The 24,906-nt window shown below is 68.6% G+C and carries 18 protein-coding genes; 10 read left to right on the top strand and 8 right to left on the bottom strand.

The genetic code is table 11. The features are described 5' to 3' along the window. Positions 1 to 6 precede the first annotated feature (6 nt). Both ACIQF0_RS35605 and ACIQF0_RS35600 read right to left on the bottom strand, forming a co-directional pair. Positions 7 to 3,240, bottom strand: coding sequence for a S8 family serine peptidase (locus ACIQF0_RS35605; RefSeq protein WP_401037083.1), 3,234 nt, complete (start codon positions 3,238 to 3,240; stop codon positions 7 to 9). A gap of 254 nt (positions 3,241 to 3,494) precedes the next feature. Next, positions 3,495 to 3,989, bottom strand: a complete 495-nt coding sequence (locus ACIQF0_RS35600; protein ID WP_401037080.1) for a hypothetical protein — start codon at positions 3,987 to 3,989, stop codon at positions 3,495 to 3,497. 88 nt (positions 3,990 to 4,077) lie between these two features. Here ACIQF0_RS35600 and ACIQF0_RS35595 point away from each other — a divergent pair, with 88 nt between their 5' ends. Together ACIQF0_RS35595 and ACIQF0_RS35590 are read left to right on the top strand one after the other, a co-directional pair. Continuing rightward, the gene (locus tag ACIQF0_RS35595; protein WP_401037077.1) at positions 4,078 to 5,913 is read left to right on the top strand and encodes a tetratricopeptide repeat protein; all 1,836 of its coding nucleotides are present in this window, start codon (positions 4,078 to 4,080) and stop codon (positions 5,911 to 5,913) included. Positions 5,914 to 5,940: 27 nt separating this feature from the next. Further along, positions 5,941 to 6,627: a hypothetical protein gene (locus ACIQF0_RS35590; RefSeq protein WP_360043645.1), complete on the top strand. Its 687-nt coding sequence runs from the start codon at positions 5,941 to 5,943 to the stop codon at positions 6,625 to 6,627. Between the two features lie 289 nt (positions 6,628 to 6,916). Here the strand turns inward: ACIQF0_RS35590 and ACIQF0_RS35585 are convergent, their stop codons facing one another. Beyond that, positions 6,917 to 7,336: a cupin domain-containing protein gene (locus ACIQF0_RS35585; protein ID WP_401037073.1), complete on the bottom strand. Its 420-nt coding sequence runs from the start codon at positions 7,334 to 7,336 to the stop codon at positions 6,917 to 6,919. Between the two features lie 72 nt (positions 7,337 to 7,408). On the opposite strand from ACIQF0_RS35585, the gene ACIQF0_RS35580 reads away from it, so the two are divergent. The 3 genes from ACIQF0_RS35580 to ACIQF0_RS35570 are packed head-to-tail and all read left to right on the top strand — an operon-like array spanning position 7,409 to position 10,064. Then, positions 7,409 to 9,064 (top strand): FAD-binding dehydrogenase, encoded by a 1,656-nt coding sequence (locus ACIQF0_RS35580; RefSeq protein WP_401037071.1) that lies wholly within the window; start codon positions 7,409 to 7,411, stop codon positions 9,062 to 9,064. 56 nt (positions 9,065 to 9,120) lie between these two features. Then, the gene (locus tag ACIQF0_RS35575) at positions 9,121 to 9,600 is read left to right on the top strand and encodes an NADPH-dependent FMN reductase (RefSeq protein ID WP_401037068.1); all 480 of its coding nucleotides are present in this window, start codon (positions 9,121 to 9,123) and stop codon (positions 9,598 to 9,600) included. Then, on the top strand, positions 9,597 to 10,064 hold the full coding sequence (locus tag ACIQF0_RS35570) for a flavin reductase family protein (RefSeq protein WP_401037065.1): 468 nt from the start codon (positions 9,597 to 9,599) through the stop codon (positions 10,062 to 10,064). Before ACIQF0_RS35575 ends, ACIQF0_RS35570 begins: the two co-directional genes overlap by 4 nt. Here ACIQF0_RS35570 and ACIQF0_RS35565 read toward each other — a convergent pair. Then, positions 10,053 to 11,747 (bottom strand): FAD/NAD(P)-binding protein, encoded by a 1,695-nt coding sequence (locus ACIQF0_RS35565; RefSeq protein ID WP_401037063.1) that lies wholly within the window; start codon positions 11,745 to 11,747, stop codon positions 10,053 to 10,055. The genes ACIQF0_RS35570 and ACIQF0_RS35565 overlap by 12 nt on opposite strands. 191 nt (positions 11,748 to 11,938) lie before the next feature. Here ACIQF0_RS35565 and ACIQF0_RS35560 point away from each other — a divergent pair, with 191 nt between their 5' ends. From ACIQF0_RS35560 to ACIQF0_RS35545, 4 genes are all read left to right on the top strand, one after another. After that, a complete protein-coding gene (locus tag ACIQF0_RS35560) occupies positions 11,939 to 13,039 on the top strand; it encodes an LLM class flavin-dependent oxidoreductase (RefSeq protein WP_401037060.1) in 1,101 nt (366 codons plus the stop codon). Next, positions 13,036 to 13,503 (top strand): GNAT family N-acetyltransferase, encoded by a 468-nt coding sequence (locus ACIQF0_RS35555; protein ID WP_360043627.1) that lies wholly within the window; start codon positions 13,036 to 13,038, stop codon positions 13,501 to 13,503. Before ACIQF0_RS35560 ends, ACIQF0_RS35555 begins: the two co-directional genes overlap by 4 nt. A gap of 174 nt (positions 13,504 to 13,677) precedes the next feature. Further along, positions 13,678 to 15,711, top strand: a complete 2,034-nt coding sequence (locus tag ACIQF0_RS35550; protein WP_401037056.1) for an EAL domain-containing protein — start codon at positions 13,678 to 13,680, stop codon at positions 15,709 to 15,711. Between the two features lie 66 nt (positions 15,712 to 15,777). After that, positions 15,778 to 16,608 (top strand): S1C family serine protease, encoded by an 831-nt coding sequence (locus tag ACIQF0_RS35545; RefSeq protein WP_401037053.1) that lies wholly within the window; start codon positions 15,778 to 15,780, stop codon positions 16,606 to 16,608. Positions 16,609 to 16,659: 51 nt separating this feature from the next. Here the strand turns inward: ACIQF0_RS35545 and ACIQF0_RS35540 are convergent, their stop codons facing one another. After that, complete coding sequence (locus ACIQF0_RS35540; protein ID WP_401037051.1) at positions 16,660 to 17,892, bottom strand: class I SAM-dependent methyltransferase; 1,233 nt, start codon at positions 17,890 to 17,892, stop codon at positions 16,660 to 16,662. Further along, on the bottom strand, positions 17,893 to 19,242 hold the full coding sequence (locus tag ACIQF0_RS35535; RefSeq protein ID WP_396425555.1) for an FAD-binding oxidoreductase: 1,350 nt from the start codon (positions 19,240 to 19,242) through the stop codon (positions 17,893 to 17,895). It lies immediately after the preceding gene. A 71-nt stretch (positions 19,243 to 19,313) separates the two neighbouring features. Here ACIQF0_RS35535 and ACIQF0_RS35530 point away from each other — a divergent pair, with 71 nt between their 5' ends. Next, positions 19,314 to 20,849 (top strand): acyl-CoA dehydrogenase family protein, encoded by a 1,536-nt coding sequence (locus ACIQF0_RS35530; protein ID WP_401037049.1) that lies wholly within the window; start codon positions 19,314 to 19,316, stop codon positions 20,847 to 20,849. Here ACIQF0_RS35530 and ACIQF0_RS35525 read toward each other — a convergent pair. Further along, entirely contained in the window at positions 20,846 to 23,572 is a 2,727-nt protein-coding gene (locus ACIQF0_RS35525) for a hypothetical protein (protein ID WP_401037047.1), read from the bottom strand. The genes ACIQF0_RS35530 and ACIQF0_RS35525 overlap by 4 nt on opposite strands. 182 nt (positions 23,573 to 23,754) lie before the next feature. Then, positions 23,755 to 24,906: an acyl-CoA dehydrogenase family protein gene (locus ACIQF0_RS35520; protein WP_360043611.1), complete on the bottom strand. Its 1,152-nt coding sequence runs from the start codon at positions 24,904 to 24,906 to the stop codon at positions 23,755 to 23,757.

The raw sequence follows: 24,906 nt of genomic DNA, 5'->3' as shown, positions 1-24,906 counted from the left end.
GAGCTACTAGCTGACGGACTGGATGATCACGGCACCGCCGCCGACGACGACGTTCTCGTCGGTGCGGACCTCGAGCTCACCGCGCAGCACGCGGTCGGCACCGGGCTGGCCCTGCGGCGTGATGACGCCCGTCGCGTTCCACGTCGCACCGGCGGCGCGGTCGGCGTTGCTGTCCGTCACGGTCAGCGTGCCGAGACCGGCCGAGGTGTAGACGTCGAAGTAGTCGAACGCCGTGGTGCCCGCGGGCACCGCGTAGCCGTCCACCACGACGAGCCAGTTGCCGGCCGCCGGGTTGGCGATCGTCACCGACTCCTCGGAGTCCGCGTCCGCCGACTGACCGGCGAGCACGCACGAGCCCGTCGTGCAGTTGTAGACGGACAGGTCGAGGTCAGCGCCCTGGTCGGCGGGGTTGCCGATCGTGGCGGTGAGCCGCGTGGCGCCCGCGCCGACCGCGATCTGGTACTGCTGGGACTCCAGGTTCGCGATCGTCGGACGAGCCTGCTTCGCGCTGCCCAAGGCGGGCTGCGCCGCGAGCCGGCCGTTGAAGCTGGCCTGCGTGTTCGTCACGGTGTAGGTGCGCTCGATCGGCGTGCCCAGCGTCGCGGACGCGATGGTGTCCGGGTTCGGGCTGACCGACGTGCCGAGCACGGACGCGGTCACCGAGTACGGCGCCTCGTCGGCGTCGGAGGTGCGGCGCGCCTCGATCACGATCTCCCACACACCGGCCATCGGGTTCGCGACCGTGCGGCTGGTGGGGGTGCCACCGGCACAACCGGCGCCCGCGTCCGGGTTGTAGCAGTTGGTCGAGGTGTTGGAGTCGAAGCCGATGCCCTGCGGGGTGTAGCGCAGGAAGCGGACCTGGCCCTTGCCGGCCTCGGCACCGCCGCCGGCCAGGTCGACCTTCAGCGCGCTCGTGCCCTTGGGCACGTTCACGAAGAGGCTGGTCGACTGGTTGCGCGCGATCTTGCCGGACTTCGTGACCGAGAACTTGTTGGCGGCGTTGAAGTTCTCCGCCGCGAACACCGCGTTCAGGGTCTGCGCGTCAACACCGGGGGTCTCCGGGTTGTCGAGCTGCAGGACGGCGCTGTGGGCGCCGGCGGTCTTGGCCTTGACCTTGACGGCGAACTGGACGGGCTTGTTCAGCGGCAGTTCGACCTTCTTGGGCGCCGTGAACGTGCCGTCGTTGCCCTTCCACGAAACGTTGTACGTCTCGTCGTCGTGGCCCGTGGTGCGCGTCAGCGTGTAGGTGCGGGTGTACTCCTGGCCCGCGGTCACGCCTTCACGGTCGTGGATGCCGACACCGACGTTCGGGGTGGCCAGCAGGCCACTGAGGACGGTGTTGACCGCGACGGACGTGGTGACCTTGTCCGGCACGGAGTGCTTGTCCAGCAACGTCCACGCGGCGTTGGTGTTGAAGAGGCCCGCGCCCTGCTCGTAGGCACCGAGGTCGGCGACGTAGTTCGCGCTGCGCTGGATCGCGTAGCGCAGCTCGGCGCTGGTCGGCTTCGTGCCGTTGTGCGTGGCCTTGAACGCGCTCACGAGCAGCGCGGCGGCACCGGTCGCCTGCGGGGCGGCCATCGAGGTGCCGTTGAACTGCGAGTAGCCGGGCGGGAGGGCGTAGGTGCCCGCCACCGGGCCACCGGGCTGCCAGCGCGGCGTGGTGGAGATCGCCGAACCGGGCGCGATGATGTTCGGCTTGAAGCCGCCGTCCTCGGCCGGGCCGCGCGACGAGAAGCCGTGCAGGTTCTGCTTCTGCGCGGTCTTCGAGCCGTAGTTGGAGAGCCAGGTCTCCTTGGTGATGTACGAGCCGACGCTCACCGCGTCCGTGGCGACCGACGGGTCACCGACGGTGTTCGAGCCCGCGCCGGAGTTGCCGGCCGAGATGAACAGCTGGACGTTGTACTCGTTGATCGTGCGGTTGTAGAGCTCCGCACGGGCGTTGTTGCCGTCGTTGAGCGCCGGGAGGCCACCGATGGAGATGTTCACGACGTCGGCGCCGTTGCGCGCGGCGTAGAGGACACCGTCGATGAGACCGGAGCTGGTGCAGGACGGCGTGGAGAGGCAGGCCTTGATGGCCATCAGCTTCGCACCGGGGGCGGCACCGGCCATCTTGCCGTCGAACAGCTTGTGGGCCGAGGTGATGCCGGCGACGTGCGTGCCGTGCGCGGCGCCCGCGATGCCGAGGTTGACGTACGGCGTGCCCGCGTTGTCGTAGATCGACCGGTCGGTCTGCACGACGAACGCGACGCGCTCGGCGACGGGGGTCGCGGGGTTGTCGGTTCCGAAGAAACCGCTGTCCTGCTTGACCTTGTAGTCGATCATGCGCTTGTTGTTGGTGAAGTTGCCGTCACCATCGGTGTCGACGAAGACTTCCTTCGTCGTGATGTCCTGGAGGACGCCGAACGCGTCCGTGCGGTCACCGTCGCGGTTGATGTCGCCGCCGGTCTCGCTGTTGGCGAGGTTCAGGTCGCCCGCGGTCTCGCGGAAGAGGCCGAACGAGTACGGGCCACCGGTCGCCGGCGCGGTCCACTCGCGGCCGCTGTCGGTGAACTTGCCGACGCGACCGGTCTTGGTCATGGTGACCCAGGTGCCGTCGCCGGAGTTCGTGGCGTTCGCGTTGTACCAGTCGACAATCTTGCGCTCACCGGTGCTGGTCGTCTGCAGGGCAGGCGTGTCCAGGTCGATGCCGGAGTCGATGATCGCGATCGTGGTGCCGCGGCCGTCCCACTTCGGGTGCGCGGTGGCGAACTGCGCCGCCTGCGTGTCCTGCGTCGGCATGTACGGGTTGGTGCGCGGGGTCTTCGAGTCCGGCGCCTTCTGCGGGGCCGGGCTCTCCATGCCCTCGGGACGCGGGTTGTCGAGGGCGACGAGGCCGTCGACGTCCACGGTGCTGACCGAGGCCAGCTTGGCGGCCTTCTCCGCGTTCTCGCGCGGAATGGTCACCTTGACGTAGTCGACGTCCTTCTCGGTCTTCTGGACCGTGGCGCCGAGCGCCTTGAGGTCGTTGACCGCGGCGTCGGTCTTGCCGTCCTCCGCGGCGACCAGCAGGTCGACGGTCGGCTTGCCCTCGCGGGCGGCCTCCTCGACGAGCGCGCGGTCGGTCTTGTCCAGCTGCTTGTCAGCGGCAGGCTGCTGTGACGCGTTCTGCGCGATGGCGGGGGTGGCGGCGAAGCCGAACCCGGTAGTGCCCAGCACCGCGGTCAGCAAGACCGTTCCGGTGCGGCGTCTCCAGTTCTTCACGGCGCATGTGCCCTTCGTGGGGTAAAGAGTGCTCCGAAGCACATCTCTTCGCCTCACGAGGGGCAATCGTCGGACCGGAGTAATTGTTAGATCCACATTGGACTGTTCAGCGGCTTGAACGGGCGGCCTTTTAGTGCTGCGCGTTTCTTTTCTGCCGTGGAACGAGCAACCACTCTCCAGTCAAGAGCTGATGGAGGGGAATGTCAAGGCTGTGTCAACGGTGAACGACGTTGGCGTGTAACAGGATCCCGCGATCAGGCGATGGACTGATCGCTATTTCCGCCCATTAGCGAGCGCAATCGGGACCGCAGGCGAGCCACCATCCCCTGCCCGGTCACGAGCGCTTTCGGCTGTGCTCCGCACTCCGGGCAGTTTGCGCGATGCTTGGCCAGAGCCTGCCGCAGTTCCGTCACTTGCTTGGCGGTCCGTTCGGGCACCGAGTCCTTTTTGATCGAGAGCAGGCTCAGCTCGGTCAGCACGTGCGTGCCGCGGCGGAGTTGTGCCGCGGGCGTGATGGTGTGAAAGAAGATCAGGTTCCGGCTGCGCTTCGGCTCGAACCCCTGGACGTCGCACCACTCGACGGTGCTCTGGCGGTCGAGCCCGTTCGACGTGATGCCTTCGGCCGTGAGCTTCGTGCCCATGCTGAAGGTGCGCCACGCGACAGTCGCGCCCATGAGGAACCACAGGCCGCCGAAGACGTACGCGTACCAGGGGCCGTCCTTGGCTGCGAGCGGACCGATCGCGGCCACGGCTGCGCCGAGGCCGAACAGGAACCATCTCCACCTGGTGTGCATGTCTCCATCCTGTTTACCCGATTGCGGGGCCTAGCATTGTTCGGTGCGAAACCAGGACGGTCGGATGCCGGTGCGGGCGGAATACCGCGGTCTGCCCGCCGTGCCTGCCGACCAGGTGGTCACGGGCCTGATCCCGCACGAACCACCTAACTTCCAGACGCCTGCCGCGCGGAATTTGTTGAGTGCGCCCGTGTGCGTTGTCACGGGACAGCGCGGGGTCGGGAAGACGCAGCTGGCAGCTGCTCATGCGCGGCAACGGGTTTCGGCCGGCTGGCTGGTGGCGTGGATCGGGGCGGAAACGCCAGGCCAGATCACCGCTGGGATGGTCGAACTGGCCGACCGGCTCGGGCTGTACCGGCCGGAGGACAGCGCCGACATCGCGGCGGCGAGAGTGCGCAACCACCTGCAGACGCGGTCCGGGAACGCGCTGCTCGTGTTCGACAACGTGGTGTCACTGGACGCGGTCCGGCCGCACCTGCCGTCCGTCGGCGCCTGCCAGGTGCTGATCACCAGCACCGTGCGCGGGTCGCAGCTCGGGCGTGAGGTGCCGGTGGACGTCTTCGCGCCGCAGGACGCGTCACGGTTCCTGCGCGAAGCCACCGGACTGGACGGTGACGCCGCCGAACTCGCCGCAGAACTCGGGCATCTGCCGTTGGCGCTCGCACAGGCGGCGGCACGGATCAGAGCTGCCCGGTGGGATTTCGCGAAGTACCTGCAGAACTTCCGGAAGTTCCCGGCGGAGAAGTACCTCAGCCGGCGCGACGGCGACCCGTACCCGCTCGGCGCCGCCACCGCGATCCTGATGGCCCTGGAACCGTTCCAGGGCAGCGAACTCGTCCGGATCCTGTCGGTGCTGTCGCCGGACGGCGTGTCCAGGCAGCTGCTCGGCGACTCCTTCGACGACGAGTTGGTGGCACTGCACGAGGCGTCGCTGGTGGAGTTCGCCGGTGACTCGTCCGTGCTCGTGCATCGACTGGTGCAGCGGGTGGTCCGCGATCTGGACGACGGGACCGAGCTCGCCGCGAAACTGCTCCTCGGTCACGTCGAGTTCGGTGGCGACGAACTCGTGCGGCAGATCGAGGCGCTGTGGGCCGGCGCCAGTGGCCGGCCCGTGTCGAAGCCCGTGCTGCGCCTGCGGATGTGGGAAGCGAGCTTCCTGGGAAGCACCGGGGGATTCGCCCAGGCCGGTGCGATCGCGGAGGAGGTGTACGCGGAGTGCGTCGCACGGTTCGGCGATGACCGGGAGCTGCTCCTGACCGCCCGCAGGGTCGCCGCGACCTGCACGCCGAGCGGGCTCGACGACCTGCTGGCCGAGTTGCGGATCGACCTCGAGACCAGCCGTGAGGTGCACGGCGCCGGCCATCCCGGCACGCTCCTCTCGGCCAGGGTCCTCGGCCAGTACTGCCTGAGGATCGGCCGGGCCGAAGAGGCCGTCTCCGTGCTCGAACCGTGGCGGGACGAGCCGCTCGGCGGCACCGAGCAGTTCGGCGCCCTGGACGACCTCGGTTACGCCTACACGAGCGCCGGACGTGCGGAGCAGGCGGTGATCGTGCTCGAACGGTCCCTCGCCGTGAGGCCGGAAGCGCTCTACACGCAGTCGCTGCTCAGCGACGCGTTCGGGGCACTCGGCCGCTCCGCCGAGCAGCGAAGGGTGTGCGAACACGTGTGGGACACGTATCGGCGCACGGCAGGCCCTGATCATCCGAACACCTTGCTCGCCGCCGGCAAGCTCGGGGTGGCGCTCCACGCGTGCGGCGAAGTCGAACTGGCGAGAAGCCTGCTCCTGGTCGTGCGGACCATCGGCATCGAGCTGTTCGGGCCGGATCACCTGATCGTCACCGCGGCTCAGAACTCGCTCCAGATCATTCGGGACGCCTGACCGGCGGTCAGGCGCTATTTTGCGCGCATGGACCTGAAGCCGGTCGCCGACGAGCTCTACGGCCTGCCTCCGAAGGACTTCACCGCGGCCCGCAACGCCGCGGCCAAGCAGGCCGACGACAAGGACCTCGCGAAGGCCATCGCCGAGCTGCGCAGGCCGACCGTGGGCGCCTGGGCCGTCAACAAGCTCGTCAGGGACGCTCCTGAGGGCCTGGAGGAGGCCCTGGGGCTCTCCACGGCGCAGCTGACCATGCGGGAGCTCGGCCGCAAGCGCAAGGAGCTCATGGAGGCTCTCGTCTACCGCACGCTGGAGCTGACGGGACCGCTCGCGGACGACGCCGTCACGCAGGTGCGCAACACCCTGACCGCCGCGATGGCCGATCCCGAATCCGCCGAGCAGGTGCGCAACGGCCACCTGACCAAGGGGCTGGAGTACTCGGGGTTCGGGTTCGCGCTGCCCACGCCCGAGCCGGCGCAGGACGGCGAGGACGCGCTGGCCCGCAAGCGGCGTGAACGGCAGGAGCGCAAGCGGGCCGAGGCGCAGCAGGTGCTGGACGAGGCCGAGCAGGCTCTGGGCGAGGCTCAGGCCGACCAGCTGGCGGCCCAGCGGGCGTTCGACCGGGCGGCGGAACGGCTGGAGGACGCCAAGCGGGTCACGTCGGCCTCCGAGAAGGCTCGCAAGGCGGCAGAACGCAAGCTCAACGACCTTTCGTGAGCAGGTGATCACCAGCTGCGTCTGACCCGTTCAGAACCTGAAGACGAGCTGAAGGAATTGAGCCTGGTCACAGTGAAAGCCGACCGGAACACAGCGGTCCGGTTGTACGTTCAACAATGTGGTTGGCCGTCGGCGCTCGAGCTGCGCGCCAGGGCGATCCGACACCCCCAGGTCGGAAAAGCCCTTCCGCAGGCGATGCGTGCTCGCGCCGCGGTCAACCCGCCGTCGACCGGCACTCCGGTAAACCCCCCTCACCGGTAGTGGCGGTCGACGGCACCCTCAGCCGAATTCAGAGGTTGTACTGGTCGTGGCTCTCGTAGAACGCGACGAGCTCCTCGGGCGAGAGTCCCTTCGCGTCGCGGACCTCCAGGAAGAAGTTCTCGCGGGCGATCCCCGGCGAGAACAGGATCAGCATCCGCACGGGAGCGTCGCTGTCGTTGCGGAACGCGTGCGGTCGATCAGCCGGCACGTAGAGGAAGTCACCCTCGCCGCCCTTGATCCACTCGTCGCCGTCGAGCAGCGTGATCTCGCCTTCGAGCACGTAGAACGACTCGGAGAACGTCTTGTGGAAATGCGGCCGCGCGCCGGGCTGGTGGGCCTCCATGCGCCACTCGAACAGGCCGAACTCGCCGTTCGTGACGGAGCCCGGCGCGACAAAACGCGTGGTCGGAGTGGTGAAGCCCACCTCAGAGGCCGGTCGGAAGCTCATCCTCAACATCCCCCAAAAAGTGAAATTGACTCAGGTCTCGTGCGTGACCTGGGGTAGATCTAGACTCGCCCGATGGCACATGACGCGGATGTCATCGTCGTCGGCGCGGGCCTCGCAGGTCTCGTCGCGACCGCAGAGCTCGCGGACGCGGGTCGCAAGGTCATTCTCCTCGACCAGGAGCCGGAAGCGTCGCTCGGCGGCCAGGCCTGGTGGTCGTTCGGCGGGCTGTTCCTGGTGGACACCCCCGAGCAGCGCAGGCTCCGGGTCAAGGACTCGCACGACCTGGCGCTGCAGGACTGGATGGGTTCGGCGGCGTTCGACCGGGAGAGCGACCACTGGCCACGACTGTGGGCACAGGCCTATGTGGACTTCGCTTCCGGCGAGAAGCGCTCCTGGCTGCACAACATGGGGGTGCGCTGGTTCCCGTTCGTGCAGTGGGCGGAGCGCGGCGGCTACCTGGCGGACGGGCACGGCAACTCGGTGCCGCGCTTCCACGTCACGTGGGGCACCGGTCCGGGCATCGTCGAACCGTTCGAGCGCCGGGTGCGCGAGGGTGTCGCGAAAGGACTCGTGACGCTGAAGTTCCGCCACAAGGTCACGAGCGTCAACGTCACCAACGGCGTGTGCGACGGCGTTTCCGGCGACGTGCTGGAGCCGTCGTCCGTCCAGCGGGCCGAACCCAGCTCGCGCAACGTCGTCGGCGACTTCTCGCTCAAGGCGCAGGCCGTGATCGTCACGTCCGGTGGCATCGGCGGGAACCACGACCTGGTGCGCAAGAACTGGCCGGAGCGGATGGGCAAGCCGCCGAAGTTCATGCTGGCCGGTGTGCCGGACTTCGTGGACGGCTCGATGATGGAGATCACGGCGAAGGCCGGCGGCGCGATCATCAACGAAGACCGCATGTGGCACTACCCCGAGGGCATCGCGAACTACGCGCCGGTGTGGTCGCGGCACGGCATCCGCATCCTGCCCGGCCCGTCGCCGCTGTGGCTCGACGCCGACGGCAAGCGGTTGCCGATCCCGCTGTTCCCCGGTTTCGACGCGCTGGGGTCGTTGCAGCACATCACCTCGAACGGGCACGAGCACTCGTGGTTCGTGCTGAACAAGAGGATCATCGGCAAGGAGTTCGCGCTGTCGGGCTCCGAGCAGAACCCGGACCTGACCGGTAAGGACACGAAGGCCGTCCTCAAGCGCGCGCTGCCAGGTGCCGTCGCGCCCGTCGAGGCGTTCGCGCAGAAGTCCAAGGAGTTCATCCAGGCCGGCACGGTCGCCGACCTCGCTCGTGGCATGAACGCGCTGACCGGGGACAGCAGGATCGACGCGGCCGCGCTGGAGAAGACGATCGTCGAACGCGACCGCCAGGTCACCGCGGGTCTGAGCAAGGACATGCAGATCAACGCGATCCGCCAGACCCGCAACTTCCTGACCGACAAGCTGATCCGGGTCGTCGAGCCGCACCGGCTGCTCGACCCCAAGGCCGGTCCGCTGATCGCCGTGCGGCTGTCGGTGCTGACCCGCAAGACGCTGGGCGGCCTGCACACCGACCTGTCGTCGCGGGTGCTCGACACGTCCGGCGAGGTGCTGCCGGGCCTGTACGCCGCCGGTGAGGCCGCCGGGTTCGGTGGCGGTGGCGTGCACGGGTACCGCGCGCTGGAGGGCACGTTCCTCGGCGGATGCCTGTTCTCGGGACGGGTCGCCGGGCGTTCGGCGGCGGAGGCCGTCAAGTAGTTCTCGCGTGGTGGACGCGGGTTGACGGTCCCCCGGCTTGCGGCTGTGCTGAAGGCATGACGCAGATCGGTGTTCTGGTCGGCAACCCGCGGCCCGCCTCGCGCACGCTGCAGGCGGCCCTGGCCCTGCGCGAGGCCCTCGCCTCGACGCTGGGCGTGCCCGTCGACGGGCCTGTCATCGAGGCGGCGGAGCTGGCACCCGCCGTCTTCACCGAACCGGACACGATCAAGGCCGCACTGGCGACGCTCGGCCAGGCCGACGTGCTGGTGGTGGCGACGCCGACGTACAAGGCCGCGTACACCGGCCTGCTCAAGGCCGTGCTGGACCAGGCGCCGCCGGGGTGGTTGAAGGGCAAGGTCGTCGTACCGCTCCAGATCGCCGCGTCGGACAAGCACGCGCTGGCCGTCGAGGTGCACCTGCGGCCGGTGCTGGCCGAGCTGGGTGCGTTGGTGCCACAAGCCTTGTTCCTCAACGAGGCCTCGCTTCCCGCCGACGCCACCGACTTCGACCTGGACGCCCTGAAGGTGCTGCGATGAAGGAACAGCTGCGCAACGCGTTGAAGCACCACGCCCAGGCCGTCACGATCGTCACGGCCACCGGCCAGGGGGGCCCGGTCGGCACCACGGTCTCCTCGTTCACCTCGGTCTCGTTCGAACCGCCGCTGGTCGTCGTCTGGATCGGCGAGGGCGCCTCGGTGTGGCCGGTGCTGCGGACCGCGCCCCTGTTCGCCGTGCACCTGCTGCACGCCGCGCAGACCGGGCTGGCGGACCTGTTCGCGACGAAGGGCGTCGACCGGTTCGGTCCGGGCACGCGCTGGCAGCCCGACGACGACGGCGTGCCGTTGCTGCTGGACGCTCCCGTGCGGCTGCGCTGCCGGACGTCGCGGCGGATCGCGGTGGGCGACCACATCGCGCTCGTCGGCGAGCCCCTCGACATCACGCACACCGACATCGCCGCGCCCCTGGTGCGGCACCAGGGGCGCTACACCTCAGTCGCCTAGCTGCTCCAGCAACGCCCTGGCGATCACGTCGTTCTGACGGAACGCCGGGGCGTTCGTCTTCGGTCGCGCGAAGGCCGCGAACGCCTTCCCGGTCGTGTACGGGCCGACGGCGAACCGGACGGGATCCTCCTCGCCGCGTTCGTTGATCAGGCGGCCCACCGGCGACACCCGGACCAGCCCGGCGGCGTCCTCGGAGACGTCCCCGACCGCGCGCAACGACCGCAGCACCGGATCCGCCGTGCGCGACAACGAATGCGTGGGCAGACGGGCCTCGATCAAACCGTTGGCGCGCACCACGTCCGGCGTCGTCGCACTGCCGGCCACGAAGGCGTCCTCCACGGCGTCCACCCACATGTCGGCACCGAGGAACCGCACGATTCCCGCGCGCGACAACGCCAGCAGCTCCTCCAGCCGGTCCGGCGGCGGCCCGGAGGCCAGGTAGCTGAAGTAGCCGTGCCACCAGCCGTCGAACGGCATGAGGCCCGCCAGCTGGCCGTAGACCGACAGCAGGGCCAGGAACGCCCCCAGATCGGCGCTGTGCCGCGGATCCGAGCGCCGGGCCACGTCCGCCTCGACGTACGCGCGCAGGTGCTCCTGGAACTCCTCGGCCGACGCGAACGTGACGCCGGCCAGCGGGCGGTCGAGCCGTTCGAAGTCGACGCGGTCGGCCGGATCGGGCACGGCGAGCACTTCCAGCTCGCGCATTTCCTCGCTGTACCAGGGCAAAGCGGCGAACGACGTGGCGAACTCGACGAACGGCATCCGCACCAGACCGGGATGTCCGGTGAAGAGCTCGTGGTAGTGGCCCCAGGCGATCTCCTTGGCCATCAACGGCCACACGTCGTCCCGGAAGTCGAGTTCCCGCCCCTTCAAGGCGTCCGCGACGAAGAAGTTCGGCAACGTGGGACGCCGTCCCTGCAACCGGTAGCCGGTCTTCGAGTGGTAGGGCACGCCCCGCCGCGAACCGACGTACAGCGTCGGCTCGGCGCCGGAAGGCACGTACGAAAGCCCTTCTGGACCGCGCACGTAACGGCCGCCGCGACCCTCGGTCAGCAACACCATGAGGTCGATGAACGCGAGCCCGAACCCGCGCAGCACGACATCGCCCCGCACCGCCGACAGGTCCGCGTCGGCCGAGTACAGCGGCGGCACGTAGATCAGGTCGTTCTCCGCCGCGTGCTCGGCGAGCTTGCGGTGCTCGGGTTCGGGTTCGGCGTCGAGATGCCCCAGCGCGAGCACCAGCACGTCGGCGTTCAGGGACTCGCCGTTGTCGAGCCACACCCAGTTGCCGACGACCTTCAGCGCCGTCGCCTGATGCACGGTCACAGAGATGTTCGGAGGCAGAGATTTCCTCACGTGGTCGAAGAACCACGCCAGGTAGGTGCTCTGCACCTGACGGGACGGGAACGACGTCGGGTCGATGTCGGTCCACTCCGCCAGCGACGGACCGGGACGAATCGGCCCCAGGCCGTCAAAGGAGTCGTCCGTGAAGACGGTGACGTCCTCGGCCATGGAGTTCATGCGCAGCAACGGGGATTGGGCGTGCCGCCACACCCGGCCCGCTCCGGGCGGGTGCGGGTCGACGACGTGCACGGCCAGGGGCAGCGTGGGCGACTGGGCGGCGATGCGTTCCAGCAGACCGGCGGCACGGGGGCCGCCACCGATGACGACGAGTGAGCGCATGCGCGTCTTTCCGTTGGAGGGCAACGAAGAACGAGCCGCGCCCCTCAACGCGAACACCACCACAGTACCCCGCGCGTGCAAGCAAATCCCGCTCTGTGGACGTCGTTGCGGCGAACGAGATCCGGGTGTGCACTCGAAGGGCGCCTCCCTCAACGCGCCCCAATCCCACCAACAGCTCTGGGGAATCGGTCATGCCAGTTGAGTTTCTCGGGATCGCCGCCACGAACGACGGCTCGGAGACGACGCCGCGGTCGGGAAGCGGCGCGTTCGACAAGGACTACACGCTCAGGCTCGCCAGGGCGCACGAGGAGCACGGGTGGGACCGCGTGCTGTTCGCGTACGGATCGGGCGCGCCGGAACCCTCCGCGGCGGCCGCCTACCTCGCCAGCAAGCTCGACAGGCTGCAGATCCTGCTGGCGCACCGGCCGAACGTGTCCTACCCGACGTTCGCCGCCAAGACGTTCGCGACGCTCGACCAGATCAGCGACGGCCGGCTGACCGTGCACTTCATCACCGGCGGCACCGACCACGAGCAGCAGCGCGAGGGCGACTACCTCACCAAGGACCAGCGCTACAGCCGCACCCGCGAGTACATCCAGATCGTCAAGAAGGCCTGGACCAGCAGGTCCGCGTTCGACCACGACGGCGAGCACTACCACTTCGCGGACTTCGTGAGCGACGTGTTCCCGGTGCAGCAGCCGCGCCCGAACGTGTCGTTCGGCGGCTCCTCCCCCGCGGCGTACGCGGCAGGGGGCGCGGAGGCCGACATCTTCTGCCTGTGGGGCGAGCCGCTGGCCGAGACCGCGCAGCAGATCGAGTCGGTCAAGCAGGCGGCCAGGGACGCGGGCCGCACGGACGTGCCGAGGATCCAGGTCGCGTTCCGGCCGATCATCGCACCGACCGAGGAACTGGCCTGGGAGAAGGCACACCGGACGGTCGACCGGATCGAGGCGCGGAAGGCGAACGGGCCGCTGAGCCGCCGGCATTCGCTGACCAACCCGGAGAACACCGGCTCGCAACGACTTCTGGCCGTCGCGGAACGCGGTGAGCGATTCGATCGTGCTTTGTGGACGCCGACGGCGAAGGCGACCGGTGGCGCGGGCAACTCCAACGCGTTGGTCGGCACTCCGGAGACCGTCGCGCAGGCGTTGCTGGACTACTACGACCTCGGTGTCGACATCCTGTCCGCGCGTGGTTACGACCTGCTCGACGACGCGATCGACTTCGGCCGGTACGTGATTCCCATCGTGCGCGAGGAGGTCGCGAAGCGGGACCGGGCCAACGCCGCATGACGACGCTCGAAGTCCGCCGCGTCCGGCAATCGGATCCGGACGCGGCGCCATTAGTGGAAGAACTCACGTACGAATACACCTCTCGCTACGGTCCGATGGGCGCAGAGGAGATGCAACGACCGGCGGATGTGTTCGAGCCGCCGAACGGACAGTTCCTGCTGCTGATGGAAGCCGGAGTGGCCGTCGCGGGTGGCGCGTTCAAGAGGTTCGACGCCGAAACCGCCGAGCTGAAACGGATCTGGACGCATTCACAGCACCGCAGGCGTGGATTGGCGCGCCGCGTGCTCGTGGAACTGGAGAACGAGGCACGAACGTTTGGGTACACCAGGATCTACCTGACCACGGGGCCTCGCCAGCCGGAGGCGAAAGGGTTGTACCTGGCGACCGGTTACACACCGTTGTTCGACGTTGATACAGACCCTCTGACAATTGGCCCGCTGGCCTTCAGCAAGGTGATTCATTAGTTCAAACGAGTGAATTCGTGGCCTAACTGCTGTATCTCGACCGGGATTCAGGGTTCCGTTGGACAGGTTCTGAGTGATCAGTAAGCTTGTCGGTTGGACCCACACCCGGTGGTTCGACCGCGTGGGTTGTCACCCGTTCGACCGATTCCGAATGGCCACCTGAGCTGAATGAACATGGTCGACAGCCGAGAGCCCGCCGTTGCCTGGGCGGCGGCGATCTCCAACACCCTCGTCGCGAACTTCACGCGCGAGAAGCTCGAGGAACTGCTCGGCGCCTACGTCGAGCAGTTGCTCAGTGGCGGGGTGGGCGAGGCACGGCGGGTCGGCCGGTCCATGGTCGAGCACGACTTCATCTCCTCGGCGACGCTGGAGCAGACGCTCACGTGCCTCGGTGACCACATCCCCGTCACGCAACCCCAGCTGGCCGCGCTCGCCGCCGGGTACGCGGAGGGCCTGCGCGACCGCACGCTCGACCAGCAGGAGCTCAGCCGCACGGCCGCGATCACCACGATGCGCCGGGCCGAGGGCGCGGTCAGGGCGAGCGAGGCGAAGTTCCGGGCGATCTTCGAGAGCTCGGCGTTCGGAATCGTCGTGAGCGGCCTCAAGGGCGAGATCATCGACGTCAACGAGGCGTTGCTGGCGATGCTCGACTACCGGCACGACGAGGTGCGCAGGATGAGCGGCCGCGACCTCGTGCACCCGGACGACAGGGCCGGGCTGCGGGAGATGACGAAGCAGCTGATCGCGTCGGACTTCGACAACATCCGGGTCGAGAAGCGGATGGTCCGCAGCGACGGCGAGACCATCCAGACGCACATGGCGATCTCGATGGTGCGCGAGGGCGACGACGCGCCGCCGTACCTCGTCACGATGATCGAGAACATGAACGAGATGCGCGCGCTGCAGACGCAGCTCGTGCGGCAGAGCCTCAACGACATGCAGACGGGCCTGCCGAACCGCGCTCAGTTCCTCGGCTGGCTCGAGGGCGCCACCGGGTCGAAGGGCCCGGACACGCTCGCGCTCGTGCAGGTCGACATCGACGGGTTCCGCGGCGTGAACGACGCGTTCGGGCACGAGGCGGGCAACCGGGTGCTGATGCACGTCGCGACGCACCTGCGGGCGGTGTTCTCCGAGGAGATCGCCAAGATCGCGCGCATCGGCGAGGACGAGTTCGGCGTCCTGATCAAGGACCCGCAGGACGTGCGGAGCGTCGTCGCCCTGGTCGAGGACTTCACGGCACGCCTGGAGGAGCCGATCTGGTTCGGCGCGCACGGCGTCGGCGTGACGACCAGCGTCGGCGTCGTGGCGCGGGCGGCGCGCGGCGGTGACGCGGCGGACCTGCTGCGCGCGGCGGACGTCACGGTCGGCTGGGCCAAGCGCGACGGCAAGGCGCAGTGGGCGTTGTACGACCGCGAACGGGACGTGCACGACAAGGAGCGGTACGCGCTCGCGGCCTCCATCCCCGGTGCACTGGAGGAGGGCCAGTTCCGCGTCGACTACGTGCCGGTCCACTCCCTGGCCGACGGCTCGGTGCTCGCGCTGGAAGCCAAGATCGCGTGGGACCACCCCGAACGCGGCGTGCTGTGCCCGGACTCGTTCCTCGACCAGTCGTCGAACAACGGCATGATCGTCCGCCTCGTGCACTGGGCGCTGGACGACGCGTGCCGGCACGCGAGCGACTGGCACCGGGCGCTGGGCGCGCGGATGCCCGCCCTGTCGATCGACCTGCCGCCGCGGCTGTGCCAGGAACCCGAACTCGTCGCCGAGGTCGCCCGCGTGCTGGATCGCACCGGCCTGCCCGCGTCGTTGCTGCGCTTCGAACTGCACGAGCACCTGCCGGCGTTGCTGAACGACGACCAGCTCGAGGAGCTCACGATCCTCGCCGAACGCGGCGTCGGCCTGGTGCTCGACCAGGTGAACGGCGGCAACGTCGGCGTCGACCGGTTGCGCCGGCTGCCGTTGACCGGCGTGAAGTTCACCGGCTCCGTGGTGCACGGCCTGGACGAGGGTGCGAACCGCGTGGAGGAGAGCGCGTCGGTGACGTTGCTGACGTGGGCGTCGATCCTGCGGCTGCCGCTGTACGCGGAGGACGTCCGCACCGAGACCGAGGCCTCGCGGTTGGCCGAGCTGGGCGTGACGGGCGGGCAGGGCGCGCACTTCGGCCCGCCGCTGTCGGCCGCCGAGGTCTCCGCGCTTCTTCTCAGCTAGTTCTTATCAGGGTTTTCCAGGGTTTCGGCACAGCTGGCTCACATGATGGGGGTCCATCGTGGAGTCATGACCGAGCAGAGCTTCCCCGCGATGAGCGGGTCACTGGTGGAACCGCAGCCCGTCGTCGTCGCCCCGAAGTTCTGGCGCCGAACGGCCCCGATGCTGACGGCCGCGGCACTCGTCGCGGGCCTGTTCGGCGGCGTCACCGGAGCGGTGATCGCCTCGCCGGACTCCACCCCCACCTCCACTTCCGTCTCCGCGCAGACGATCTCCAACACGTCCACACTGGACTGGAGCGCCGTCGCCTCGGACGTGCTGCCCTCCGTGGTGCAGGTCAACGTCGGCAACGGCCTCGGCTCCGGCGTGATCCTCTCGGCGGACGGCAAGATCCTCACCAACAACCACGTCGTGGCGGCCGCGGGCGGCCAGATCACCGTGAAGTTCAACGACGGCAAGGAACTTCCCGCCACCGTCGTGAACGCCGACGCCACCTCGGACCTCGCCGTGCTGCAGGTCTCCGGGGCCTCGGGGCTGACGCCGATCAAGTGGGCGGACTCCGGCTCGGTGAAGGTCGGTGACGCGGTGATGGCCATCGGCTCGCCGTCCGGCCTGCAGGGCACCGTGACGACCGGAATCGTCTCGGCCCTGGACCGCAAGGTGAGCGTGCCCGGCGAGACCCGCCGCTCGCAGCCCGTGTCGTACCAGGCGATCCAGACCGACGCGTCGATCAACCCCGGCAACTCCGGTGGTGCGCTGGTGAACGCGGCCGGTGAGCTGATCGGGATCAACTCGGCGATCTACTCGCCGGCGTCGAGCAGCGGTGAGGCCGGGAGCGTGGGCATCGGGTTCGCGATCCCGTCCAACACGGCCAAGCAGATCGTGGGCCAGCTCAGCTAGAACTCCCCCAGAACCAGGGCCGCGGCACGAAGCCGCGGCCCTCAGTCCGTCCTAGGACAGCCAGTCCGGGCGCAACGGCATGTGCGACGTCGTCCCGTCCAGTCTCACCCCGAGCACCTGGTGCAGCTGGATGTTGTTGCGTTCGAACCCGAGCCGGGACGCCGCCAGGTACAGCCGCCACACGCGGGCCCTGGCCTCGCCGACGTCCTCGACGGCCTCGTCCCAGTGCGCGTCGAGGTTGCGGCTCCACGCGGCCAGGGTCAGTGCGTAGTGCTCGCGGATGTTCTCCTCGTGCCGCACCTCGAACCCGGTGTCGTGCATCAGCGACACGAGGTGTCCGGGGCCGACGAGCTCGCCGTCCGGGAACACGTACCTGTCGATGAACGGACCGGACAGCGCCCGCTCCTTGTTGTTCGGCCTGGTGATGCAGTGGTTGAGCAGACGGCCGCCGGGCTTCAGCTTCCGGTACAGCGAAGAGAAGTACGCCGGCAGCTTGGCCTTGCCGATGTGCTCGGTGAGGCCGATGGACGACACCGCGTCGAAACCGGTCTCGCGCACGTCCCGGTAGTCGAGGTGCCGCACCTCGGCCAGGTCCGACAACCCGGCCTCGACGATCGCCTTCTGCGCCCACTCCGCCTGGTTGCGGGAGAGCGTCACGCCGATCGCGCGCACCCCGTACTCGCGGGCCGCGTGCATGACCATGCCGCCCCAGCCGCAGCCGACGTCGAGCAGTTTCATGCCGGGCTTGAGTCCCAGCTTGCGCGCCACCAGGTCGTGCTTGGCGAACTGGGCCTGTTCCAAAGTGGACTCCAGCGACGGGTACACCGCGCAGGTGTAGGCCATCGACGGGCCGAGGATCCACTCGTAGAACTGGTTCGAGACGTCGTAGTGGTGCGCGATGGCCTGCGAGTCGCGGGCCTTCGAGTGACGCAGGCCGTGCAGCCGGGTCTCCTGTGGCGGCGGCGAGACCTTGTGCGAGAACCGGATCCGACCCAGGAACCGCAGCAGCTCCAGCCGTTGCAGCACCGGGAGCTCCCGCAGGGAGAACTCGGAGAGCTGCGCGAGACCGGCGTGCACGTCGCCGAGGATCTCCAGGTGACCCGTCACGTAGGCGCGGGCCAGGCCCAGTTCACCCGGCGCGGAAGCCAGGTAGGACAAGGCTTCCGGTGTTTTGATGTCGATGGACACCGAGGCCGCGGCAGGCCCGGCGGTACTGCCGTCGTAGGCCTGGAAGCGAACGTCGCTGCCACCTGTGATGCGCTGGAAAATGGAGGCCAACCGCATTCATCGTCCCCTGACACACTTGGCGTACAGATCAGGCAAGCGGTTCGTCTGGTCGTACCGGCTCTTCACGGACCGGTAGTGCGAACCGTTGTAGTGCCGCCAGAACTCGTCCTCGGTGTAGTACGAGTCCGAGTACAGCGACTTGTGGCCGCCCAGCCGAGCCACCTCGCGCTCGATCAGCCGGTTGCGGTCACCCATCTTCTCTCCCGGGCGGACCGGGACCTCCGACCAGAACCCGACGTTGACGTACAGCGTGTCCTTGTCCATCGGGTAGAGCGGCCAGGCCGTGGTGTCGCGCAGGCGAACCGGGCACAGCCACACCGGCGTGATGCCGATCTCGCGGTCGAAGAAGTCGAGGAACTCGGCGAGCCCCGCGACGGGGATCTCCACGTCCTGGATCACCGGCTCGACGTCCACCCGCGGCCGCAACTGCCGGTGCTTGGCGACCAGCCGCCGGTACACGTCCGAACGCAGGTAGCGCTTCGGCCACATGCGACGGACGACCGGGTTCTGCGCGCCGAACGCCCGCGAGCACCAGAACCAGTCGGTGTCCCAGCGCCACAGGTAGTCGTGGATCGTGAGGTGGTCCGTGCGGCGTTTCTGGATGGACCGGTAGTAGATCTGGTTGCCGGTGTAGTCGGACGTGTACGGCGCGATGTCGGCGTAGTGCCCCAACGTCAGGTACATCTCACCCCGTGAGAAGACCGTGCCGTCGACGAAGTCCGCAGAGCCGTCCGCGCAGACCTCCTCTATGACGGCGGCGCACTCCTCGAACGACCCGAACGGCATGTGCCGCAGCCGCACGTACTGCCGCACGGGCTCCAGCTCGATCTCCAGCCGCAGCGCGTAGCCGAGCGTCCCGTAGGAGTTGGGGAACGCGCGGAACAGGTCGTCGTCCGGTTTGACGACGACCACCTCGCCGTCGCCGGTGAGGATCTCCAGCTCCCGCACGGACTCGTGCGGCAGCCCGTTGCGGAAGGACGTGGACTCGATGCCGAGACCCGCCACGGCACCGCCGATGGTGATGGTTTTGAGCTGCGGCACCACTAACGGCATCAGGCCGTGGGGAAGTGTCGCGGCGACGAGGTTCTCGTAGGTGGTCATGCCCTGCACCTGTGCGGTGCGTCCGACCGGGTCCACTGACAGGACCTGATCGAACCTGCCGACGTCGAGCCCGCCGGCCTGATCGGCCCGGAAGCGGAAGAGGTTCGACGTCTTCTTCGCGAGCCGCACTGGCGCACCTTCGCGCATCGCGGCGTACTGCGCGCTCAGCGCAGCCACGGCCGAGCTGTGCCCATGGTCCCTCACCAGAACGACGTTATTCCTCGTCAGCGTCGTTGTCGCGCCCAAAAGCCCGAATGGGCCAGCGATCTTTCGACACACCCTGCCCAAAGTTACTCGCGAGTAGTAGCGTGCGAGGCATGGCTACGCACGAGGTGACCAACCAGGTGCCGCCGCTGAGCGGTCACGACGTCGCGGCCGACCCGGCCCTGCTGAGCTGGGTCGACAGCCCCGAACTGCACGAACTGGGCAGGCTCGCGGGCAGCCAGGAGTGGCAGGAGCACGGCAGGCTGGCGAACGCCCATCCCCCGGTCCTGCACACCCACGACCGGTACGGGAACCGGATCGACGAGGTCGAGTTCCACCCGGCCTGGCACGAACTGATGAACGTGGCCGTTTCGCACGGATTGCACGCCTATGTCGACGGTGAGCATCTCAACAGGGCAGCCAAGTTCTACGCGTGGTCCCAGGTCGAGGCCGGCCACGGATGCCCGATTTCGATGACTTACGCGGCGGTGCCCGCTTTGCGCGTCGCGCCGGAACTGGCCGAAATCTACGAACCCCTTCTCACCGCCCGGAACTACGACTTCGGACTCAGGGCACCGCTGGGCAAGCAGGGCCTGATCGCCGGCATGTCCATGACCGAGAAGCAGGGCGGCTCGGACGTCCGCGCGAACACCACCGTCGCCAAGCCGGTGACCGACGGCTACCTGCTGACCGGGCACAAGTGGTTCACGTCGGCGCCCATGTCGGACGTGTTCCTGACGCTCGCGCAGGCGCCCGGCGGGCTGACCTGCTTCCTGGTGCCGCGGGTGCTCCCGGACGGCACGCGCAACCGGTTCTTCCTGCAGCGCCTGAAGGACAAGCTGGGCAACAAGTCCAACGCGTCCGCCGAGATCGAGTACGACGAGGCGTTCGCGCACCGGATCGGCGACGAGGGCCGCGGTGTGCGGACGATCATCGAGATGGTCAACACGACCCGGCTGGACTGCGTTCTCGGCACCGCGGCGGGCATGCGGCTCGGGATCCGGCAGGCCGCGCACCACGCCGCGCACCGCAAGGCGTTCGGGAACTACCTGATCGACCAGCCCGCCATGCGCAACGTGCTGGCGGACCTCGCGATCGAGTCCGAGGCGGCGACCACCACCGCGATGTGGCTGGCCCAGGAGCGGCCGCGGCTCGCGCTCGCGGTCACCAAGTACTGGGTGTGCAAACGCGGCCCGGTGCACGCCGCCGAGGCGCTGGAGTGCCTGGGCGGCAACGGGTACATCGAGGACAGCGGCATGCCGCGGCTGTTCCGCGAGTCGCCGCTGATGTCGATCTGGGAGGGCTCCGGCAACGTCGCCGCGCTGGACGTCCTGCGGGCGATGAAGAAGGAACCCGAGTCGGTGCAGGAGTTCCTCGCCGCCGTCAGCGGGGTCGACCAGCGCGTCGACAGGGCGTTGAACGAGCTCGGCGTCGCGCTGTCCGATGTGGACGAGTCGCAGGCGCGCCGGGTCGTGGAGAAGATGGCGCTGATCCTGCAGGGCGCCCTGCTGGTCAAGCACGGGCACCCGGCCGTCGCGGACGCGTTCCTCGGCTCACGGCTGGGCGGGGACTGGGGAGTCGCGTTCGGCACGCTCCCCAGGTCCACCGACTTCGCCTCGATCATCGACCGGGTCGTGCCCAAGGTCTAGGCAGGGCAACCGTTGTCCTGGCGCGGCGAGTCCGGCCCGTAGAGGTCGCCCGTCAGGAACACGCACGTGGGCTGCTGCTCGAAGTCGTGGATGTTCGCGATCTCCAGGATCGTGAAGTTCCGCGTCTCACCGACCCTGGACGCCTTGAAGTTCGTGCGTCCCGTCGCGCCGAAGTACTCCAGTTCGCGCAGCTCCCCGCCGATCGCGCCGCGGTGCGGGGCGCGGCCGTACAGCCGGGCCTGGGCGTTGCCCACCGCGTCGAGGAAGAGTCCTGCCGCGTCGTAGGCGACCGCCATGTGCTCGCCGGGCCACGGCTTGGCGGGTCTGTCCTCCGGTGGCAGCCCCGAATCCTGGATCTCCTGGGCCAGCCTGCTGTAGCCGGCGCAGAAGGCGTCCAACGGCAGGCCGCCGCGCACCTTCTGGTCGGGTCTGCCCTCCACGCAGGACTTGCCGGCGAGCACGACGAGCCCGGCCATGCTCACGTACGACACGCGCATGCCGGCCAGCGAGTCACGCGTGCGGCTGGCCTTCTGCGCGATGAACCGGATGATCGCGTCGTCCGCCAGGATGCGCGGCAGGCGGTTCTTGTCGTAGCAGTCCTTGCCGACCGCCTGCAGGAACTCGCCGAAGTGCTCCTCACGGCCCGCGAAGAACACCAGTTCGCTGGAGTGGTCCTCGACGCACTGCGACGGCACCTCCTGCGGGCTGTTCACCCACTCGTGCGCCTCGTACGGCACCTTCTGCCCGGCCAGCTCCTTCCCCAGCTCGTTGACCAGGTTGTCGAGGTAGACGTCCGTCCCGCCGAGTCTCGGGTGGCGGATCGTCACCTTGGTCGCGCCGACGTGCTGCGCGTACCTCCTGACGAGGTCGGCCTGGCGGACGTTGCCGGGGATGAGCTGGAAGTACGTCGTCGAGAGCTTCGGCAGCGACGCCTCGGTCAGCGTGGTGCCGATGGTCGGCACGCCGAGCGACCCGAGCGCGCTGATGACCTTCTGGGTCTGCTCGACGCTGCGGTCGAGCCCGACCACGCCGATGATGCTCGGGTCCTTCTCCAGCAACGGGATCAGCATCCCCGACAGCACGTCGTCCGCGCGCCCCATCTTCCCGCCGCCGTTCGCGACCACGACGCGCAGCAGCGGTCCCGAGCTCGACCTGTCGTTCTGCTGCCGTTGCTTGAGCAGCATGCCCTCCAGCTCCTCCGCCCTGGAGTGGTCGGCGTCGGGGTTGCTGTCCTTGTGGGTGAGGCTGGAGAAGTAGAGCAGGGAGACGAGCGGCCGCGCGGGCTCCGAGTCGTGCAGCCGTTCCGCCTCGCCGTTCTGCGCGAAGACCGCCTGCTGGGTCCACCGCAGCCGTTCGTTCGAGCCGAACACCTGGCTGCTGTTGTCGCTGTACCCGAGGCACTCGACGTTGCCCGCCACCTCCATCAGCCGCGTCGACACACCGGGTGAGATCGCGGAACCGACGATCGAGCAGTTGGCCTTGACGTTGTTCTGCACCGCCACGAACCCCGGCACCAGCAGCACCAGGACCACCGCCGCGATGATCGCCTCCAGCCGCCGCGACTTCGCGAGCCAGCGCGCCGGCGCCGCGGTGAACGCGGGCGCGCCCTTCCACTTCTTCTTGTCCTCGCTCGGGAACGGCAGCCTGATCATGAGGTAGCGGGCGTCCGGCGCGAGCATCTGCCGTTTGCGCGGCAGCTCCTCCCGCCACGTCGCCAGCGCGTCCGCGGTCTCGTCCGGCGCGACCGGCGTGGTCCCGAGCCGCTGCGACAGCGCCGGCTGCACCGAACTGGCCGCGATCACCAGCAACGGGTCCAGCTCGCCGGTCTCGTTGCGGACGTCGTTGATCAGCTCCAGCAGCTCCCAGCCGCCGTTCTCCTTCGTTACGCCGTCGAGCAGCACGGGGATGTAGGCGGTGCGGCGGAACCCGGCCCTGCGCGGCACGAACCGGCGGCGGCGCCGGTAGGAGATCCGCAGGTCCTCCAGGAACGCGTGCACGAGCAGCAGCTTGATCTGCTCGGTGTTCTCCGACTCGCGCCTGCCCAGCGTGAGCCGTTCGGCGAACCCGAGGAACTCGATGGAGTGGTTGGGCAGCGCGAAGTTCTGCCCGCGCATGAACCACTTCGACTCGCGCGCGAGGCCAGGCACCCGCTTGCCGAGCCAGCGGAACCCCGCCTTGCTGCCGACCCAGGCGACCAGCCCGAGCCCCAGCCTCGTGACGAGGTTCGGGATGAACGCGTCGACGGCCCGGTTGAGCGCCTCGCCGTCCTCGCCGCTCTTGCCGGTCCACTGCCGCAGCAGCTCGATGACGCTCGCCCGGTCGTCGCGCCCCGGCTTGCGCGGCAGCCGCTTGCTCGTGAGCCAGTCGACGAGCCGGTAGTGGTCGAACCGCGTCAGCCGCTCACTGCCGACGTGGACCTCCGACAGCCGATGACTCAGCACGTCCAGCAACGGCAGCAGCGGCTGGGTCTCCCGCGCTTCCGGTGGCCATCTCTTGTCCACTTCAGCGCGTACCGCGGACACGTCGACATAGGCGTGCGGAATTGCCGGACGTCCCTCGTCGAGCTTGTGTTCGAGGGCGTGCAGGAATGGCGTCGGACTGGCTTCGCTCTCCAGGTAGAGCAACGGAAGTGGCTGGTCACCGACCACTTCCTCGGTCTTGCTCCGGTAGAAGAACCCCGGCCGGTCGCAAAGACCGTGAATGACTCCGAGCAGATCTCGCAAACCCGGGAAAACGGGCTCTGTCCGGCTACCTGTCATCTGCACCCTCACACTCGTGCGGAAGGCAAGCGACGGTAGCCGGACAGACCGTTTGGAACTGGTGCTTTGAAGTTATTCAGCCGGAATGGACCAGCGAGGCGCCCTGCTGAGCGTGAACACGCCCGCCAACGGGCCGGGTCACCTCGCTAGAGGCCCAGTTCGCGGGCGATCAGCATCTTCTGCACCTCGGAGGTGCCCTCGCCGATCTCCAGGATCTTCGCGTCCCGGTAGAACCGCCCGACCGGGTACTCGTTCATGAAGCCGTAGCCGCCGAAGATCTGCGTGGCGTCGCGGGCGTTGTCCATCGCCGCCTCGGACGAGACCAGCTTCGCGATGGCCGCCTGCTTCTTGAACGGCTCGCCGCGCAGCATCCGGGACGCGGCCTCGTAGTAGGCCAGCCGTGCGGTGTGCACGCGGGCCTCCATCTCGGCGATCTTGAACTGGATCGCCTGGTACGTGCCGATCTTCGCGCCGAACGCCTCGCGCTCGTGGGCGTAGCGGACCGACTCGTCCACGCAGCCCTGCGCCAGGCCGACCGACAGCGCGGCGATCGCGACGCGGCCCTCGTCCAGCGTGCGCAGGAACTGGGCGAAACCGCGGCCTCGGGTGCCGAGCAGGTTCGCGGCGGGCACGCGGCAGTCCTGGAAGGACAGTTCGCGGGTGTCCGAGGCGCTCCAGCCGACCTTCGAGTACTTCTTCGACACCGTGAAGCCCGGGGTGCCGGACGGGACGATGATCGAGGAGATCTCCTTGCGGCCGTCGGGCTGGGTGCCCGTGACCGCGGCGACCGTGACCAGGCCGGTGATGTCCGTGCCGGAGTTCGTGATGAAAGCCTTGGTGCCGTTGATGACCCACTCGTCGCCGTCGAGGCGTGCGGTGGTGGCCAAAGCACCCGCGTCGGAGCCGGAGCCCGGTTCGGTGAGGCCGAACGCGCCGAGCTTCTCGCCGGACGTCAGCGAAGGCAGCCACTCGGCCTTCTGCTCGTCGGTGCCGAAGCGGTAGATGGGCATGGCGCCCAGCGAGGTCGCCGCCTCCACCGTGATCGCGACCGACGAGTCGACGCGCGCGAGCTCCTCCAGCGTGATGCACAGGGCGAAGTAGTCGCCGCCCATGCCGCCGTGCTCCTCGGGGAACGGCAGGCCCAGCAGGCCCATCTGCCCCATCTTCGCGACGATCGGGTACGGGAACTCGCAACGCTCGTAGTAGTCGCCGATGACCGGGGCCACCTCGTCGCGCGCGAACTCCTCGACGGTCTTGCGCAGGTCCTCGTACTCGCTCGGGAGCCTGAAGTCCAACAT

The organism is Lentzea sp. NPDC092896 (genome assembly GCF_044754905.1).
GTDB lineage: Bacteria > Actinomycetota > Actinomycetes > Mycobacteriales > Pseudonocardiaceae > Lentzea.
Note: the sequence above shows the minus strand (reverse complement) of the source record. Positions and strands in the feature narration are given on the sequence as shown.